Consider the following 16,807-nt stretch of genomic DNA (forward strand, 5'->3'; position numbering starts at 1 on the left):
GAGTGCATGCCAAGACGGTCTGGCCGGAAGGGGGTCCTCAGGCCGTCCCGCACGAACCGTCGTCGCAGTCCGGCCCCCGGTAGACCCAGCCCTGCCCGCGCTCGTACGTCCATCCCTCCGCGCTCCGGTACGACCGCCCGCCCCACTGTGCCTCGCGCCACTTCGCGGCGGCCAGCACCGCCCCCTTGGCGAACACCGCCCCGGTCGGCGTGGCCAGCCGGTGGGCCAGCGCCCGGTGTTCGCGCAGGGCCCACAGGACGACGATCCACGCCGCCGTCGACCGGTAGACCTGTCCGGAGTCCCCCACGACGGTGATCTCCTCCAGGGTCGCGCGGTGGTCGAGGCCGGGGAAGCGCCGCGCGGCCTCCTCCGAACCCGCCGGGACCAGCTCCAGCGGCACCAGCTGACGCTGCCGCCGCAGCCAGTCCCGCACATGGGCGCAGAGCGCGCACTGGGCGTCGTAGAGGACCGTGAGCCCGCGGACCGGGACGCGCGCGGCGTCCCGGTCCGGTGCGGTGGCCGCCGTCATGCCTTGGCCCAGTCCTGCGGAGCGACCGGCGGCACCTGCTCCCGCTCCATCACCCCGCGCCGCCGGATCCTGTTGAGGACGAAGACATTGCCGAGGTGCATCACGCCCAGCACCAGCAGCACCACGCCCAGCTTGGTCGACAGGGCCTCGAAGACGCCGCGGGTGTCGGTGACGGTCCCGTCGTCGCTCAGGTAGAGGGCGACGAAACCGAGGTTGACCAGGTAGAAGCCGACCACCAGCAGGTGGTTGACGGCGTCGGCGAGCTGTTCGTTGCCGTGCAGGACGTCGGAGAGGAAGATCCGCCCATTGCGGCTGAGCGTGCGGGCCACCCAGACCGTCAGGGCGATGCTGACGACCAGGTAGATGACGTAGGCGATGACCGTACGGTCCATGCCCCCACCCCTTCGTTGAACGCGTTCAAAACGCTGACAGAGATGACTCTAGGGCGAGTTTTGAACGCGTTCAACTCAATCGGCGGCACTCGGCGTGAGGCCTGCGTCACTACCCCACCGCGTCACAGCGCCAGCACGTCGTCACGCCACCGGACGCGCCGCCCGCCGTCCCAGCGCCGGGCGCTTGGTGTAGTCCGTGAAGCCGAGGACGTTCCCCCAGGGGTCGGCGACCTCGACGGTCCACCCGGTCGCCACTGGGAACGGCTCGTCGAGCGGCGCGATCCCCGCGGTGGCCAGCTCACGCGCCGTCACCCGGGCGTCCGGCACCTCCAGCCACACGCGCGGCGAGGGCCACGACGGCGGCCGGTGGCCCAGTCCCTCCTCGTGCCGCAGCAGAATCCCGGGCGTCTCGCCGCCGACCTTCAGCAGCGCGATCCCCGCCTCGTCGAACCGGAACCCCACCGTGAACCCGGCGCGCTCGTAGAACTCCACGGCCTGGCCGAGGTCCCCGACCGGCAGCAGCACATTGTCGAACCCGAGCAGTTCGTACGACTCGTCATCTGACATGGCATCAGGTTAGGTCGGCCCCGGCGGCGCTCCGGCCGGGCACGCCGAAGGGCCCGCCTCCCGGAGGAAGCGGGCCCTTCACGGACGGGGCGAAGCCTCAGTAGCGGCGCGTGATCAGCGCCCGCTTCACCTCGGCGATCGCCTTGGTGACCTCGATGCCGCGCGGACAGGCGTCCGTGCAGTTGAACGTCGTACGGCAGCGCCACACGCCGTCCCGGTCGTTGAGGATCTCCAGGCGCTGCTCGCCCGCCTCGTCACGCGAGTCGAAGATGAAGCGGTGCGCGTTGACGATCGCGGCCGGGCCGAAGTACTGGCCGTCGTTCCAGAACACCGGGCACGAGGAGGTGCAGGCGGCGCAGAGGATGCACTTCGTCGTGTCGTCGAAGCGCTCGCGGTCCTCCGCGGTCTGGAGACGCTCACGCGTCGGCTCGTTGGTGTCCTTCGTGATCAGGAAGGGCATCACGTCCCGGTACGCCTGGAAGAACGGCTCCATGTCGACGACCAGGTCCTTCAGGACCGTCAGGCCCTTGATGGGCTCGACCGTGATCGGCTTCTCGGGGTTGATGTCCTTGATCAGCGTCTTGCAGGCCAGCCGGTTCTTGCCGTTGATCCGCATGGCGTCCGAGCCGCAGATGCCGTGGGCGCAGGAACGGCGGAAGGTCAGCGTGCCGTCCAGCTCCCACTTGATCTTGTGGAGGCCGTCGAGGACGCGCTCCTTGGGGTCGATCTCCAGCTGGAAGTCTTCCCAGGTCGCCTCGGCGGAGACCTCCGGGTTGAAGCGGCGGACGCGGAAGGTGACCGTGATGTAGGGGGAAGCCGCGGAGGCGGCCTCGGCCTTGTCCAGAACAGGGGTAGCCATCAGTACTTACGCTCCATCGGCTGGTAGCGGGTCTGGACGACCGGCTTGTAGTCGAGACGGACGGTTTCGGACCCGTCGGCGCCGACCTCGCGGTACGCCATGGTGTGGCGCATGAAGTTGACGTCGTCGCGGTTGGGGTAGTCCTCGCGGTAGTGACCGCCGCGGGACTCCTTGCGGGCCAGGGCGGAGACCGCCATGACCTCGGCCAGGTCGAGCAGGTTGCCCAGCTCGATGGCCTCCAGCAGGTCCGTGTTGAACCGCTTGCCCTTGTCCTGGATCGCCACGTTCTTGTAGCGCTCCCGCAGCTCGGCGATCTTCTCGACCGCCGTCTTGATCGTCTGCTCGGTGCGGAACACCATGACGTTGGCGTCCATGGTCTCCTGGAGCTCCTTGCGGAGCGTCGCCACCCGCTCGGTGCCCGTGGAGCCCCGCAGGTTCTCCACCTGCGTCTGCACGAACTCCGCCGGGTTCTCCGGCAGCTCGACGAAGTCCGCCTTCTGGGAGTACTCGGCGGCGGCGATGCCCGCGCGGCGCCCGAAGACGTTGATGTCCAGCAGAGAGTTGGTGCCCAGGCGGTTGGCGCCGTGCACCGACACGCACGCGACCTCACCGGCGGCGTACAGGCCGGGGACGACGGTGGTGTTGTCCGCGAGCACCTCGCCCTCGACGTTGGTCGGGATGCCGCCCATCGCGTAGTGCGCGGTCGGCTGGATCGGGATCGGGTCCGTGTACGGCTCGATGCCCAGGTAGGTGCGGGCGAACTCGGTGATGTCCGGGAGCTTGGCGTCCAGCTGCTCCGGCGGCAGGTGGGTGAGGTCCAGGTAGACGTGGTCGCCCTCGGGACCGCAGCCGCGGCCCTCCCGGATCTCCGTGTAGATGGAGCGGGAGACGACGTCACGGGACGCGAGGTCCTTCATGACCGGCGCGTACTTCTCCATGAAGCGCTCGCCGTCCTTGTTGCGCAGGATGCCGCCCTCACCGCGGGCGCCCTCCGTCAGCAGGATGCCCATGCGCCAGATGCCGGTCGGGTGGAACTGGAAGAACTCCATGTCCTCCAGCGGCAGACCGCGGCGGTAGACCGCCGCCTGGCCGTCACCGGTCAGCGTGTGCGCGTTCGACGTCACCTTGAAGAACTTGCCGCAGCCGCCGGACGCGTAGATCACGGCCTTCGCCTGGAAGACGTGGATCTCGCCGGTCGCCAGCTCGTAGGCGACGACACCGGCCGACTTCTTGACGCCGTCGACCTCGGTGATCAGCTGGTCCAGGACGTAGAACTCGTTGAAGAACTCCACGCCCTCCTTGACGCAGTTCTGGTACAGCGTCTGGAGGATCATGTGGCCGGTGCGGTCGGCCGCGTAGCAGGAGCGCCGGACCGGCGCCTCGCCGTGGTTACGGCTGTGACCGCCGAAGCGGCGCTGGTCGATGGTGCCGTTCGGGGTCCGGTTGAACGGCAGGCCCATCTTCTCCAGGTCGAGGACGGAGTCGATGGCCTCCTTCGCCAGGATCTCGGCGGCGTCCTGGTCGACCAGGTAGTCACCGCCCTTGACCGTGTCGAAGGTGTGCCACTCCCAGTTGTCCTCCTCCACGTTGGCCAGCGCGGCGGCCATGCCGCCCTGCGCGGCGCCCGTGTGGGAGCGGGTGGGGTAGAGCTTGGTGAGCACCGCGGTGCGGCTGCGCTTCGTCGACTCGATGGCCGCGCGCATGCCCGCGCCACCGGCGCCGACGATGACGGTGTCGTACTTGTGGATCTTCATGATTCTCGCAGCCCCGTGCCTAGCGGATGTTCGGGTCGAAGGTGAAGATCACCAGCGTGCCCAGCAGGATGGTGAAGACCGCGGCGGTGTAGAGCAGGCCCTTCAGCCACAGCCGGGTGTTCGCGCGCTCGGCGTAGTCGTTGATGACCGTGCGCAGGCCGTTGGTGCCGTGCAGCATGGCGAGCCACAGCATCAACAGGTCCCAGACCTGCCAGAACGGGCTCGCCCAGCGACCGGCCACGAACGCGAAGCCGATCTTCGAGACGCCGCCGTCCAGCACCAGCTGGATGAGCAGGTGACCGATGACCAGGACGACCAGCACGACGCCGGAGAGCCGCATGAACAGCCAGGCGGCCATCTCGAAGTTGCCGCGGCTGGACTTCGGCGTCTTCTTGGTGCGCTTGCGCGGGGCCTCGATCAGCGGCGCCGGGTTGTCGACGCTGTAGACGGGCACGCCCTCGACGGGGCCGACGGCGGTGGCGGTGGTCTCAGTGGTGGACATACGCGTCAGCTCCCGAACAGTTCACGAGCGGCGTGGCCGAGGACGGGGTAGATCGCCCCGAGCATCAGCACGACCCACAGGCCGACGACGGACCAGAGCATCTGCTTCTGGTAGCGGGCGCCCTTCGACCAGAAGTCGACGGCGATGACGCGGAGGCCGTTGAGCGCGTGGAAGAGGATGGCGGCGACGAGGCCGTACTCCAGCAAGGCCACGATCGGCGTCTTGTACGTGGCCACGACCTCGTCGTAGGCCTCGGGGGAGACACGGACGAGAGACGTGTCCAGGACGTGTACGAACAGGAAGAAGAAGATGAGGACGCCGGTGACTCGGTGAGCCACCCAGGACCACATTCCTTCCCGGCCGCGGTACAGCGTTCCAGCCGGCACGGAAGAACCCTCCGGGAGCGGGGACTGGGGCCGCGCCGGCTTTCCGTGTCGGTCGGGCCCGGCCGGGTACGGTCCACCGGCCCCCAGCATGGTAGCGACGGATGCGTGTGGTGCTTACAGCGGGCCTGTCTGTGTGATCAAACTGGCACGCGGATGGGGGATTCGCCGGTTATCTGTCGGGTGCGGGTTGTTTGTGGCTGGTCGCGCAGTTCTCCGCGCCTCTCAGGTGCCTCGTCAGCCGGTCTCTTGCCAGGCGCCGGAGTTGCTCCGCCGCTATCTGGCGTTCTTCCTCCGGATCGTTCGCCAGTCGTGACCGAATGGCCTCCAGGACACGGTCCAGCGCTTCCCCGGCCGGGGTGTCACAGAGGTGGATGACGAACACATGTCCGAACTTCGCCTCGTACGCCGCATACGCCGCGTTCAGGGCCGTATGGGCCGCCTCGTAGGTGTCCTCCGGGAGCGTTGGCAACGTTTCCCCCGCCAGGGCCTCGGTCAGGTCGGTCGGGGCCAGGTCGTAGGCGGCCTCGTCGGAGGCGGCCAGGAGGGAGTCGAGGTCGGGGTAGGGGCGGTGGGCCGTGATGCGGTGGGCCCAGTGGTGGCTGCGCAGGCAGCTGAGGAGGGCGGGCTGGAGGTCGGCCGCGGGAGCGCCGTTGAAGTGGTCCAGCCGGGATATGGCGACTTCGCCGGGAAGGTGTGGGGGCGTCACGGGTTTCGGCAGGGGATGGTGTGGGAGATGTACCGTCACGTTATCCAGAGCGGTCATGACGTGTCCGATGGATGCCCGAAATTCACCCGGACGGAAGAGTTTCGGAACGGGTGGTGGACGCCTGTCGTCCGCTGCGGTCGTAGGTTGGCGGGGTGAGTCAGCACAGGCGCCGCGCGGCGGAACACGGGACACGGAGGCAGGGTCTGATAGCGGCGGGGGTGGGCCTCGCCGTGATCGCGGGCGGGGTGGGCCTCGGTCTGTGGGCCACCGCGGGCGACGGGGACGGCGGGTCCGCGATGAGCCCGTCCGGGGACATCTCCGCGAGCACGTCGCCGTCGCCCACCCCCAGTCCCAGCCGCAGCTATCCGCTCTCCGAGGCACCGCGCACCATCCCCGCCGTGCGCGAGCACACCGCGGAGCGCGGGCCCGGGTGGCGGCCCCGGGACGGGTACCGGGTGGTCGTCGGCGACGGTGAGCTGGCCGACGAGGGGCGGCTGATAGCCGGTGAGCTGGGGCTGACGTACGCGGGGGAGCGGGGCGACCGGCGGGCCGGGGACGTACGGCTGACGCTGGGGGACGGCGCGGGGGCCGGGCCGGAGTCGTACACCATGACCGTGCGCGGCGGCGGGGTGGAGATCAGCGGGCCGAGCGACGCGGGCGTGTTCTACGGCACCCGCACGCTCAAGCAGGAGGTGCGCGACGGGGGCACGGCGCCGGAGGGCGTCGTACGGGACGAGCCCGCCAAGGCGCAGCGGGGGCTGATGCTGGACATCGCGCGCAAGCACTTCACCGCGTCCTGGATCGAGGACCGGGTGCGGGAGCTGGGGGACCTGAAGTTCAACCAGCTCGGGCTGCACTTCTCCGACGACCAGGGCTTCCGGATCGAGTCCGACAGCCACCCCGAGGTCGTGTCCGAGCAGCGGCTGAGCAAGGCCGAGGTGCGGCGGATCGTGGACCTCGCGGCCGAGCGGCACATCACCGTCGTACCGGAGATCGACTCGCCCGGGCACCTGGGGGCCGTGATCGCGGCGCATCCGGAGTTGCAGCTGCGGGACGCGCGGGGGCAGGCCGCGCGGGGGGCGGTGGACATCTCCCGGGCGGACGCCGCGACGATCGTGGACGAGCTGCTCGACGAGTACGCCGGGCTGTTCCCGGGCGGGCAGTGGCATCTGGGCGGCGACGAGTACCGGGCGCTGACGGTGGCCGACCCCGAGGCGTCGTACCCGCAGCTCGCGGCGGCGGCGCGGAAGAGGTTCGGGTCCGGTGCCACGGTCGCGGACCTGGCGACCGGCTGGCTGAACGACCGCGCCGAGACCGTCCGCGGCCACGGCCGCACCCCGCGCGCCTGGAACGACGGCTTCTACCGGGACGCGTCCGTGCGGGCCGCCGAGGACATCCAGGTCGCCTACTGGACGGGCAAGGAGATCGGCGCGCGGCAGCCGGTGGAGTACCTGAGCGCGGGCCGGAAGGTCGTCAACTACAACGACGAGTTCCTCTACTACGTCCTCGGCGAGCCGCAGACCTTCGTCTATCCGACCGGACAGCGCATCTACGAGCAGTGGACGCCGCGGGTGCTGCGCGGCACCGAGGCGGTGGCGGAGCGCTACGACGGCCAGATCCTCGGCGGTTCCTTCGCGGTGTGGTGCGACCTGGCCGGTGCGCAGACGCAGGACCAGGTCGCGGCGGGCATCCGGCTGCCGCTGCGGGCCACCGTGCAGAAGCTGTGGGACCCGGACGCGCCGGAGCTGTCATGGGCCCAGTTCCGGCGGCTCGCGGACCGATTGGGGTGATTTCCATGCGCACTGGCGTACGGCTGTGATGGTGTCGGACGGCAGTGCAAGCGAGCAACCGGGGGGAACCGGAGATGGGTTATTGGGGGTACTTCGTCGTGGGCCGCGGTCAGCGGCCGCTCGGGGAGTGCGAGGCGCTGGCCGGGGCGGCGGAACGGCTGACGCGCCGGGAGCAGAAGACGGCGGACGGATGGCAGCTGTGGGAGTACCCGAACGGGGACGGTGACGTCGGCAGCATGAACGTCCTGGCGCGGGAGACCGGGGCGCCCGCGCTCTTCGGGTACGTCATGGACAGTGCCTGCGTGATCATCGAGGCGGCGGCGCCGGAGAGCGGGGCGTGGACGGCCTGTCTGGGCCGGGCGGCGATGGCCCGCTACATCGGGGCCGGGCAGGAGGGGCTGACGCTGGAGGACTACTTCCTGGAGCCGCGGGACGCCGCCGGGCGGGCCGTCGCCTGGGCGGCGGAGGGCGGGCTCACCGTGGCCGCCGAACCGTTGCTCGGCCTGCTGACCGCCGACCCCGATCCGGTGGCCGAAAACCTGCTGTTCCGGTTCCTCGACCGGCTCGGGGTGGTGCCGCTGTGACATTACGGGCCCGTCGCGCGCAGTTAGGGGAAGTGCGGGCTCCGTAAGGGATGGCGCCCCGGCGAGGGAGGCGTGGATGAGCCTGGTGGAACTGATCGCACAGGCCGACGAGCGCGGACTGGCTACCAGCGCCTTGGCTTGTTTGGATCGGTGCGTGCCCCTGCTGGGCGGCGACGACGAGGTACTGCGGCCGCTGTGGGCCAACCTCGTCGACGCCGGTGACCCCGGAGCCTGGGGCGGGCTCCTGGAGGAGGTGCGCGACCGGATCGGCGCCGGGGGCGGCGCAGCCGGGGGCGAGGCCGCCCAGCTGGCACGGCGGATGCTGGCGGCCGCCCCGGAGACACGGGCCGCCGACGAGGTGCGGACCTGGGCCGACGCCTGCTCCGTCGCCTCCCTGCGCGTCCACCGGCTGCTCGACCCCGCGGAGGACGGCGCGGACAGCGTCGAGGCCCGCCGCGAGGGCCGTACGGAGTGCATGTCGCCGCTGGTCGCCGCCGAACTGCGACGCCAGATCCAGGTCCTCGAACTCCTCGCCGGCCACGGTGCGGGCGGCCTGCGCCAGGCCCTGGAGGTGTCGATCGAGGGACGCCGCGTCCTGCGCGCGGTGGTGTCCCGGCGCGCTCGGGTGGGCGGCTGAGGTGCCTGCGTCGTGACGGGCCCGGGACGGTTTCGTACGGGTTGGGGGAAGGTGCACCCGAACGGGTGACGAAATGACCCCGGACCTCGCTTTCCCGTATGTGACGAGTGCGACGACGAGTGTGACGAGGCAGGTTCCGGGCGAGGCCGGGAGCAGACCGCAGGCCGCCGCGAAGCCGGTGCGCTGGGCCGCGGACGCGGTGGCGACCATGCGGGAGGGCGCCCGGGTGCGCCTCGACTACACGGCGCAGAGTCTGTGGCGGGTCGACCGGATGATCGACGAACTGCGCCAGGAGGGCACCCCGGCGGCGGCCGTGGAGAGCGTGCTGCGCGGCTTCGGGGCCTACGCCGGTGAGGTGATCGTCCGTCAGGCCGGCGCGGAGTGGTGGGCGTCGGGCGGCGACCACTGGGTCCGTACGCCCGACGGCCGTCTCTGGGACCCCATCGAGGAGGCCACCCGCTGCTTCACCGGCGACGGTTCGCTGCGGCTGTTGTGCCGGGACGCCACGGCGGGCGGGCGCGGCTGAGAACGACGAACCGGCCGGGACCCGTTGCGGGCCCCGGCCGGTTCGCTGTTTCCGCGTGCCGTGCTACGGCGTCAGCGTCTGGCCGAGCCGGCCGCCGGCCGGCGTGCCGAGGTTGCCGCGGCTGTAGTACGTGTAGCTGCTGGAGTCGACGCCGGAGCTGCCGCTGTCCAGCTGGAGGATGACACCGTCGTAGCCGTCCTCACCGAGGGCACCGATGGCGAGGTCGGCCCGGCCCCAGCCGGACAGGTCCTGGAGCACCACCGAGGAGCCGAGCTTGTCGTTGGTCTCGGTGACGCCGCCGATGCCGCTGGAGTCCTGGTGGAAGGCCTTGCCGCCGGAGCCGGTCAGACCCGTCGAGGAGCCCGGGAGCAGCAGGACCATGCCCGCGTTGGACCGGTTGGTGCCGCTGCGGGTGATGTCCTCGTTGGGCAGGCCGACGAGGACGTCCGCGTAGCCGTCGTCGTTGTAGTCCCCGGCGGAGACGGCGTGACCCATGTCGTCTCCGGACTCGGCGCCGCCCGGAACCCCGCTGCTGTTCTGGTGCAGGGTGCGCATCCCGGTGGTGGTGAAGCCGGACGAGGTGCCGAGGACCATGGTGATCTGGCCGCCCGTGTAGGCGCCGGACTCACTGGACTTCACCTGGCCGATGACGATGTCGTCGTAGCCGTTGCCGTTGAAGTCGCCCGCGGCGATGGACCGGCCGCCCTTGACGGAGATGACGCCGACCTTGGTGAGGCCGTTCGCGGAGCCCGCGAACCGGACCACGCGGCCGACGCCGCCCGCGTCACGGTAGTTGAGGGCGACGTCCGCGTAGCCGTCCCGGTTGAAGTCGCCGGTCGCCGAGTCGAGCAGGGCGATCGAACCGGTCGCGCTCGTGAGGCTCCCGGTCGTTGTGGCGCCGCCGCGGTGGCGGACCTGGTAGCTGCCGCCCTTGCCGGTGCCCGCGGTGAAGATGTCGGCCTTGCCGTCGGCGTTGAAGTCCCCGACGCTCACGGTGGAGCCGAGCTTCGCCCCGGTCGCGGTGATGCCGGACGCGGTGGTGAAGGAGTAGCCGCTGTTCAGGCCGGGGCCGTACAGCACGGTGACCTGGCCGCGGTCGGCGTGGCCGCTGGTGTCGTCCTCGCCGGGCGAACCGATCACCAGGTCGGCGTAGCCGTCGCCGTTGTTGTCGCCCCAGGCGGTGGAGGCGCCGAAGGCGTCGCCGGTCTCGTTGCCGCCGGGCACCCCGGGGCTGCCCTGGCTGAGCGAACGCCGCAGGTCGGCGACGGGGCCGTCGGTGCCGCCCGGCACCACGACGAGGCGGTTGCTGTTCGGCAGGCCCGCGACCAGGTCGTTGACGCCGTCGCGGTTGAAGTCGGAGGTCGGGATGGCCGAGCTGGCGCCGGGGCTGGCGGCGAACCGGCGGATCTCACCGAGCTTGGAATACAGGGTCCGGCCGGGGCACTCGGTGGCGTAGCCGTCCTTGTGGCCGGCGATCTGGTTCAGGGTGGCCTGGTCGCCCTTCTTCCACACGCCGGTGTCGCCACCCGCGGTCAGGGTGACCTTGCCGGTCGGGTTGCCGCCGTACTGGCCCAGCTTCCACGCGGCGACCCGCGCCACCGACTCCAGCGTCGCCCGGGTGGGGCGGGCCGGTGGGATGCCCTTGGTCGGGTCGCCCTCGTAGTCGCCGAGGACGGCGATGCCGGTGGAGTAGGAGTTGAAGCCGTAGGTGTGTGCACCCTGCACGGGCAGGTCGATGCCGCCCGCGCGGCCCTCGAAGATCTGGCCGCACTTGTCGACCAGGAAGTTGTAGCCGAGGTCGTTCCACTCGTTGACCTGGACGTGGTACGCCATGACGCCGCGCACCAGCGACGCCGACTGGGCGCAGCTGTAGCTGTTGGAGCCGACCGTGTGGTGCACGAAGACGGCCTGCACCTTGTCGATGTAGCTCGGCGGGTCCTCGACCAGCGACTCGTTGGCGCCCCACCCGGCCCGGCTGATGACGGGCGGCTTGGTGACGGTGGACGGCGGGGCGACCGGCTTGGTCTCGGTCGGCGACGGGGACGTGGTGGCCGTGTCGGTGGGAGACGCCGTCGTGGAGCCGGTCGGCGAGGCGGTCCCGGTGGCCTCGGCGGTCTCCGTGCTCCCGGCGGTGGTCTCGGTGGCCGTGGCCGTCGCGGTGACCGTGTCGGTCGCGGAGTCGGTGGCCGTGCCGTCCGTCGTCTCCGTGGCGGTGGGGCTGGCGGTCTCGGCGGCGAACGCCACCGGTTCGATCTCGGTGCCGATGGACTTGGTCTCGGCGTTGGTCACCACGCCCGGGTCGACGAGGTTGACCTCGAGCCCCTTGGGCAGCCCGGCGCTGGACGTGCCGTCCTCCCGGACGACCTGCACCTCGACACCGTCGGACGGGCCGACCCACAGCGGCTCGGAGGCGCCGCGGGCGCCCAGCTCGATGCCCTCCGGCGGGTCCTGGCCCAGCTCGAGGTCCTGCCAGCCGGTCCAGTCGCCGGTCCCGGTGCTGCGGGTGCGCACCTGCGCGGTGCCGTCGAGCTGCACCCGGGGTCCGGTCCAGGAGACGCCGAGCAGGGAGAACTGCTGGGTGCTGGTGCGCGGCAGCTCGCGCTCGCGGTTGCCGCTGCCCTTGAGGGCGATGTCGTAGACCTTGACCGGCCGCTTGGCACGGGTCTCCACCCCCTGCGGGTCGTCGGAGGGGCTGGCCAGGGCGTACGTCACGACGCCGCCACCCCCCAGGACGACGGCGCCGAGCGTGAGCCAGGCTCTGCGCTTCAAGCTCAGCGGTCTGTACGCGTGCGACGTACGACGACTCAAGACGAACCCACCCCAAATTGGCCGCGACGGGCCACAGAAGATCGAAAGAAGTAGTCACGCAAGGCACATCCGTCACGGGGATGGCCTGCTGTACCCAGCGCATTGTGCTGGGCGAACATCACTTGCCCACAGGGCTAAGTGGTCTAGATCACAGCCTGATGCCTCCTGTCGATTGCGCCATGCACACGACAGACCAACGAGCCCGGAAAAGGTTGTACGGGGCACCCGCGATTCCCCTGTGACATTCGGCATGTCCGGGGCCCGTGTCGTTTCGCGGCGGGGATCCGCTGGGACTGAGGGGGACCGCTGTGCGTTCCCGACGCCGAGCGAAGAGGTGGGGGTCTCATGAGCCGAGTGGACGAGTACGTGCCGTGTGCGACCGAGATGCGGGCGTACGCCACGGCGTTCGCGTGTCACCGCCCGGAACCGACTGCCGCTGGACTACTCCGTCCGCAGCCTGCGCGTCGTCGACTTCCTCATTGACGGCCTGCGCAAGGGCGGCGCCGACCAGGACCGGGCCCGGGACACCCTCTGCGGCCTCGGTGCCTACGTCGGCGAGGTGCTCGTACGCCGCGCGGGCGCCGCCTGGGTGGACCTCGACGCCGGTCAGCGGGCCGTGCTCGGCCAGCCGGTCGGCGTCCGGATGCCCGACGGCCGGATCTGGAACCCCCTCGGCAAGGTCCTCAACCGCTTCGAGGCGGGCGGCCCCGACGAGTCGCTCCAGACCTTCTACCTGACCCTGCACGGCCGCTCCCAGAGACCGGCCGCCTGACGACCCGCCCCACCTCGGCCGGAACCGTGTCGAACGCCGTGTCGATCTTCCTCGCGCGTTCTGACGGGCTGTGACACTTCTGTGAGCACCGGCGCTGATGACCTTGGGGGGCGTCGACACGGCCGATGCGTGTCGCACGGCGCGGACTAGCAACGGACCCGGTACGAACGAGGACAGTCTTGGGCCAGGGAGGGGAACCCCGGCGCGCACAGGCGTACGACGGGGAGCTGGGCGCGGCCGTCGCGCGGGCGCAGGACGGTGACGAGGCCGCGTTCGCGGTCGCGTACCGGATCGTGCAGCCCGGCCTGCTCGGCTATCTGCGCGGGCTCGTCGGCGACGACGCCGAGGACGTGGCGTCCGACGCCTGGCTGGAGATAGCCCGGGACCTCGGGCGGTTCAAGGGCGACGGTGCCGGGTTCCGCGGCTGGACCGCGACCATCGCCCGGCACCGGGCGCTCGACCACCTGCGCCGCCAGCGGGTGCGGCCCCGCCCCAGCGCCCTCGAACAGGACGTACTGGAGCTGCCCGGACCGCACACCACCCACGACCAGGCGTTCGAGGCGCTGTCCACCGAGCGCGCCCTGCAGCTCGTCCGCGAACTGCCCCGTGACCAGGCGGAAGCGGTACTGCTCCGGGTCGTCGTCGGCCTCGACGGACCCGCCGCCGCCCGCGTCCTCGGCAAGCGTCCCGGCGCCGTCCGCACCGCCGCCTACCGCGGCCTCAGACGCCTCGCCCGCCGCCTCGGCGCCGGGGACGCCACGACCGGGGGTGTGACGGATGACGGCCCCCGGACGCTGGGTGAGTCGAAATGAGCGACGCCGACAGTCCCCGACCACCGACCCGCCGCACGGCCCGCGCGACGACGCCGGGGGCGGAGGGTGGCGGTGGTGCGCGGGGGGTGCCCGGTGCGGTTGGCTGGGCGCGGGTGCGCGGGCGGTCCGAGGCGGTCGCCCGGGCCGGTGCCGGCAAGGGAGCCGGTGCGGTCGGTCAGGCGCGTCCGCCCGGTCGGCCGGGCGTTGTCGGTCGTACGGCGATGGTGCCGGGCCGGGTCGGATCAGCGAGGCGGAACAGGAACGGAAGCGGACATGGGCGAACGGATGAGCGACGGCGGAGTCTCCGGCCGTCGGCGTGCGCACCCCGGTGACGCCGCGTCCGGCCCCTGGTGGGCGGAGCAGGACGGCGCCCTGGAGGCGCTGCTCACCGAGGCGCTGCGCGAGCGCCGGATCGACGCCGACGCCGAGCAGCGCGCCGTCGCCGCGTTCCGCACCGCCCGGGACGCCGGAGCGCACAGCGCCCGCACCCGGCGCCGGGACGACTGGCGCACCCGGCCGCGGCGCCGCGCCGGACGCTCGCTGCGGACCACGTTCGCCGTGCTGCTCGGCAGCCTCACGCTGGGCGGTGTCGCGGTCGCCGCGATCGGCTCGGGCGGGTCCACGGCCGGCGACGCCACCAAGGACCGGGAACGGCCCCGCACCACCACGTCCCGCCCGGACGCCCCGGCCGCCGAGCCCGGCACCGCCGGTTCCGACGCCGGGTCCACGCAGCCCGGGCGTCCGCCCGCCGCCCAGGACACCCAGGCCCACTGCCGGGCGTACGAGCAGGTCGGCGGCCGTGGCAAGGCGCTGGACGCCACCTCCTGGCAGCGGCTCGTGGCCGCGGCGGGCGGCGTGGACGAGGTCGACGCCTACTGCGCCGCGCGGACCGGCCCGTCGGCGCGCCCCACGGACCCGCCCCGGCCCACCGGTACGGCCCGCCCGTCCGCACCGGAGCGGAGCACGGGCAAGAGCGGCGGCGAGGGCGGCGCGGACAACGCCGACAACGGCGACAGCGCTGAGAACGGCGACAGCGCTGAGAACGGCGAGAACGCTGACAACGCCGAAAACGCCGACAAGAGCAACGGGAAGAACCAGTAGGCCGGAGGGGGCGCTGGGAATCGCCCGAGGTCACGGCGGTGGCGCCGGGGACGACCGGGGCCGCCACCCCCCACAGGAGAGGCCCCGGCCGTCGCGCGGCACGGGCCGCGCGGCGGCCCGTACTTCCTACAGCGCCGCGGGTGCGCTTTCTGTCACACCCTCTGCGTCACGAGTTAGTTGCATCCTCTATGAACATGGACGGGGAGCGGTTTCACGCCGTAACGTGCGTTTCGCGCCGAGTGCGGATGATCAACAGGGGTGACGGGTGACTGCCGCCACCACCGGCTGGCAGTGAGCCGCACACACACCAACCACGAGAAGCCGAAGGCGCAAAAGAGGGGCGTACGGTGCTGGGGGACGACGCGGAGCTGACGGCCGCGGTGCTTGCGGCACAGGACGGGGACGAGACCGCGTTCCGGACTGTGTACCGCGCGGTGCACCCACGGCTGCTCGGATACGTACGGACGCTGGTCGGCGACCCCGACGCCGAGGACGTCGCCTCCGAGGCCTGGCTCCAGATCGCCCGGGACCTGGAACGCTTCAGCGGCGACGCCGACCGGTTCCGCGGCTGGGCCGCCCGGATAGCCCGCAACCGGGCCCTGGACCACATACGCATGCGCGGCCGCCGCCCCGCGATCGGCGGCGACGAGACCGAACTGACCGGCCGAGCCGCCGAGTCGGACACCGCGGGCGAGGCGATGGAGTCACTGGCCACCGACCGCACCCTCTCCCTCATCGCCCGGCTGCCCCAGGACCAGGCCGAGGCCGTCGTCCTGAGGGTCGTCGTCGGCCTCGACGCCAAGACGGCCGCGGACACGCTCGGCAAACGCCCCGGCGCCGTCCGCACCGCCGCGCACCGCGGCCTGAAACGGCTCGCGGAACTCCTCGGCGACCAACTCGGCGACGATCCGGAATCCACCGGTGGGCTCGACGCCGTCCCCGCCCCGCGGCAACCGCGCGGGCGGACGGTGACGTCCGCGACTGTGACGCATACGCGCGCGCGGACGCAGAAGGATGTGTGATGGCCGACGAGCAGTACAGGTGGCTGGACCGCGATACGGCGGAGCGGTTGCTGCGCGGAGAGCCGCTGGACGCTGCCGGCGCCGACGCCCGTGAACCCGCCCGCCGACTGGCCGACGCCCTCGGCGCGCTCTCCGCGCAGACCCCGCTGACCAGCGAGGAACTCCCCGGCGAGGACGCCGCGTTGGCCGCCTTCCGCAAGGCCCGGACGGACCGCGAGGAGGAGCACGCCGCCCTTGGCGTGGGCTCCCGCGCCCGCCCTGGCGCCGACGCCGGGCTGGTTCGGATCGGCGTACGTCCCCCGCGCGCCGACCGCTCCGGCCGCGCGCGCCGCCCGCGCTGGGGCCGCCCCCTGCGCCTCGGACTGGCCGCCGCGCTGACCGCGGGAATGGTCGGCGGGGTCGCCGTGGCGGCCGGAACCGGAGTCCTGCCGACACCGTTCGACGACAGCACACCGGCCCCGGCCAGTTCGGTCTCGGCTGCGGCCCCCGAGCGCCCGCTGGTCTCCCCCTCCCCCGACGGCACCCGCGGCCAGGGCTCGGGAACGGCCGTCGGCGGAGAGCACGCCACCCGGAGCCCGTCCGCCACGGCCCCCTCGGGCGAGGCGGACGGCAAGGAAGCCGCCGCCTGCCGCGATCTGCGCGACGGCAAGAAGCTGGACGTCGACCGCCGCCGCGCCCTGGAGGGTGCGGCGGGCGGGCCGTCCCGGGTCCCGAAGTACTGCGAGGCCGCCCTGAAGGACAAGGCCGTCGGCAGCGGCGCCACCAAAGACAACGGCGGCGACGGCAACGGCGACCAGGAGAAGGCCGACGGGGACGGCGACAAAGAGAAGGACAAGGGCAAGGCCAAGGGAAAAGAGACCAAGGACGAGGACCAGGACGAGGACCAGGGCAAGGTCAACGGCAAGGGCGGCGGCAACGGCAAGGGCCGGGACGAGAACAAGGGCGGCCAGGACAAGGACAAGGCGTCCGGCAAGGACAAGACCCCCGGCAAGAACAAGACCCCCGGCAAGAACAAGGCGTCGGACGCCCCCTGACCTGCGCTTTCGTGTCGCGTGGAACT

Annotated in this window: 18 protein-coding genes; 9 read left to right on the forward strand and 9 right to left on the reverse strand. The window is 71.8% G+C overall.

Annotation, left to right across the window (positions count from 1 at the left end):
* Nucleotides 1-37: 37 nt before the first annotated feature.
* The 8 genes from KBY47_RS13985 to KBY47_RS14020 all read right to left on the reverse strand — a co-directional run bounded on the left by KBY47_RS13985 (nt 38) and on the right by KBY47_RS14020 (nt 5,752).
* Entirely contained in the window at nt 38-529 is a 492-nt protein-coding gene (locus KBY47_RS13985) for a thiol-disulfide oxidoreductase DCC family protein (protein WP_210921397.1), read from the reverse strand.
* Nucleotides 526-921 carry a hypothetical protein gene (locus tag KBY47_RS13990; protein ID WP_210921398.1) on the reverse strand — a complete coding sequence of 132 codons (396 nt, stop codon included), beginning with the start codon at nt 919-921 and terminating at the stop codon, nt 526-528. The genes KBY47_RS13985 and KBY47_RS13990 overlap by 4 nt, the downstream gene beginning before the upstream one ends.
* A gap of 141 nt (nt 922-1,062) precedes the next feature.
* Nucleotides 1,063-1,488: a VOC family protein gene (locus tag KBY47_RS13995; protein WP_210921399.1), complete on the reverse strand. Its 426-nt coding sequence runs from the start codon at nt 1,486-1,488 to the stop codon at nt 1,063-1,065.
* A gap of 97 nt (nt 1,489-1,585) precedes the next feature.
* Nucleotides 1,586-2,347 carry a succinate dehydrogenase iron-sulfur subunit gene (locus KBY47_RS14000; RefSeq protein WP_210921400.1) on the reverse strand — a complete coding sequence of 254 codons (762 nt, stop codon included), beginning with the start codon at nt 2,345-2,347 and terminating at the stop codon, nt 1,586-1,588.
* Entirely contained in the window at nt 2,347-4,101 is a 1,755-nt protein-coding gene (gene sdhA / locus KBY47_RS14005) for a succinate dehydrogenase flavoprotein subunit (RefSeq protein ID WP_210921401.1), read from the reverse strand. Before sdhA ends, KBY47_RS14000 begins: the two co-directional genes overlap by 1 nt.
* Before the next feature lie 19 nt (nt 4,102-4,120).
* Entirely contained in the window at nt 4,121-4,603 is a 483-nt protein-coding gene (locus KBY47_RS14010; protein ID WP_210921402.1) for a succinate dehydrogenase hydrophobic membrane anchor subunit, read from the reverse strand.
* 5 nt (nt 4,604-4,608) lie between these two features.
* Nucleotides 4,609-4,989 carry a succinate dehydrogenase, cytochrome b556 subunit gene (sdhC, locus tag KBY47_RS14015; protein WP_210921403.1) on the reverse strand — a complete coding sequence of 127 codons (381 nt, stop codon included), beginning with the start codon at nt 4,987-4,989 and terminating at the stop codon, nt 4,609-4,611.
* Nucleotides 4,990-5,158: 169 nt separating this feature from the next.
* Entirely contained in the window at nt 5,159-5,752 is a 594-nt protein-coding gene (locus KBY47_RS14020; protein ID WP_210921404.1) for a 2-oxo-4-hydroxy-4-carboxy-5-ureidoimidazoline decarboxylase, read from the reverse strand.
* A gap of 149 nt (nt 5,753-5,901) precedes the next feature.
* On the opposite strand from KBY47_RS14020, the gene KBY47_RS14025 reads away from it, so the two are divergent.
* The 4 genes from KBY47_RS14025 (at nt 5,902) to KBY47_RS14040 (ending at nt 9,232) form a co-directional block, all read left to right on the forward strand.
* Entirely contained in the window at nt 5,902-7,485 is a 1,584-nt protein-coding gene (locus tag KBY47_RS14025) for a glycoside hydrolase family 20 protein (RefSeq protein WP_374103079.1), read from the forward strand.
* Between the two features lie 74 nt (nt 7,486-7,559).
* A complete protein-coding gene (locus KBY47_RS14030; protein ID WP_210921406.1) occupies nt 7,560-8,069 on the forward strand; it encodes a hypothetical protein in 510 nt (169 codons plus the stop codon).
* A gap of 76 nt (nt 8,070-8,145) precedes the next feature.
* A complete protein-coding gene (locus KBY47_RS14035) occupies nt 8,146-8,706 on the forward strand; it encodes a hypothetical protein (protein ID WP_210921407.1) in 561 nt (186 codons plus the stop codon).
* A 73-nt stretch (nt 8,707-8,779) separates the two neighbouring features.
* A complete protein-coding gene (locus tag KBY47_RS14040) occupies nt 8,780-9,232 on the forward strand; it encodes a hypothetical protein (RefSeq protein ID WP_247694647.1) in 453 nt (150 codons plus the stop codon).
* A 63-nt stretch (nt 9,233-9,295) separates the two neighbouring features.
* Here the strand turns inward: KBY47_RS14040 and KBY47_RS14045 are convergent, their stop codons facing one another.
* Entirely contained in the window at nt 9,296-12,001 is a 2,706-nt protein-coding gene (locus KBY47_RS14045) for an FG-GAP-like repeat-containing protein (RefSeq protein WP_210921408.1), read from the reverse strand.
* Nucleotides 12,002-12,413: 412 nt separating this feature from the next.
* On the opposite strand from KBY47_RS14045, the gene KBY47_RS14050 reads away from it, so the two are divergent.
* The 5 genes from KBY47_RS14050 (at nt 12,414) to KBY47_RS14070 (ending at nt 16,781) form a co-directional block, all read left to right on the forward strand.
* Nucleotides 12,414-12,812: a hypothetical protein gene (locus tag KBY47_RS14050; RefSeq protein WP_374103077.1), complete on the forward strand. Its 399-nt coding sequence runs from the start codon at nt 12,414-12,416 to the stop codon at nt 12,810-12,812.
* Nucleotides 12,813-12,991: 179 nt separating this feature from the next.
* Nucleotides 12,992-13,624 carry an RNA polymerase sigma factor gene (locus KBY47_RS14055; RefSeq protein ID WP_210921409.1) on the forward strand — a complete coding sequence of 211 codons (633 nt, stop codon included), beginning with the start codon at nt 12,992-12,994 and terminating at the stop codon, nt 13,622-13,624.
* Between the two features lie 273 nt (nt 13,625-13,897).
* Nucleotides 13,898-14,725 (forward strand): hypothetical protein, encoded by an 828-nt coding sequence (locus KBY47_RS14060; RefSeq protein WP_247694648.1) that lies wholly within the window; start codon nt 13,898-13,900, stop codon nt 14,723-14,725.
* A gap of 347 nt (nt 14,726-15,072) precedes the next feature.
* Entirely contained in the window at nt 15,073-15,747 is a 675-nt protein-coding gene (locus KBY47_RS14065; protein ID WP_210921410.1) for an RNA polymerase sigma factor, read from the forward strand.
* Nucleotides 15,747-16,781 (forward strand): hypothetical protein, encoded by a 1,035-nt coding sequence (locus KBY47_RS14070; protein WP_210921411.1) that lies wholly within the window; start codon nt 15,747-15,749, stop codon nt 16,779-16,781. The genes KBY47_RS14065 and KBY47_RS14070 overlap by 1 nt, the downstream gene beginning before the upstream one ends.
* Nucleotides 16,782-16,807: the final 26 nt, after the last annotated feature.

This window comes from Streptomyces sp. B93, assembly GCF_018070565.1.
Classification (GTDB): domain Bacteria; phylum Actinomycetota; class Actinomycetes; order Streptomycetales; family Streptomycetaceae; genus Streptomyces.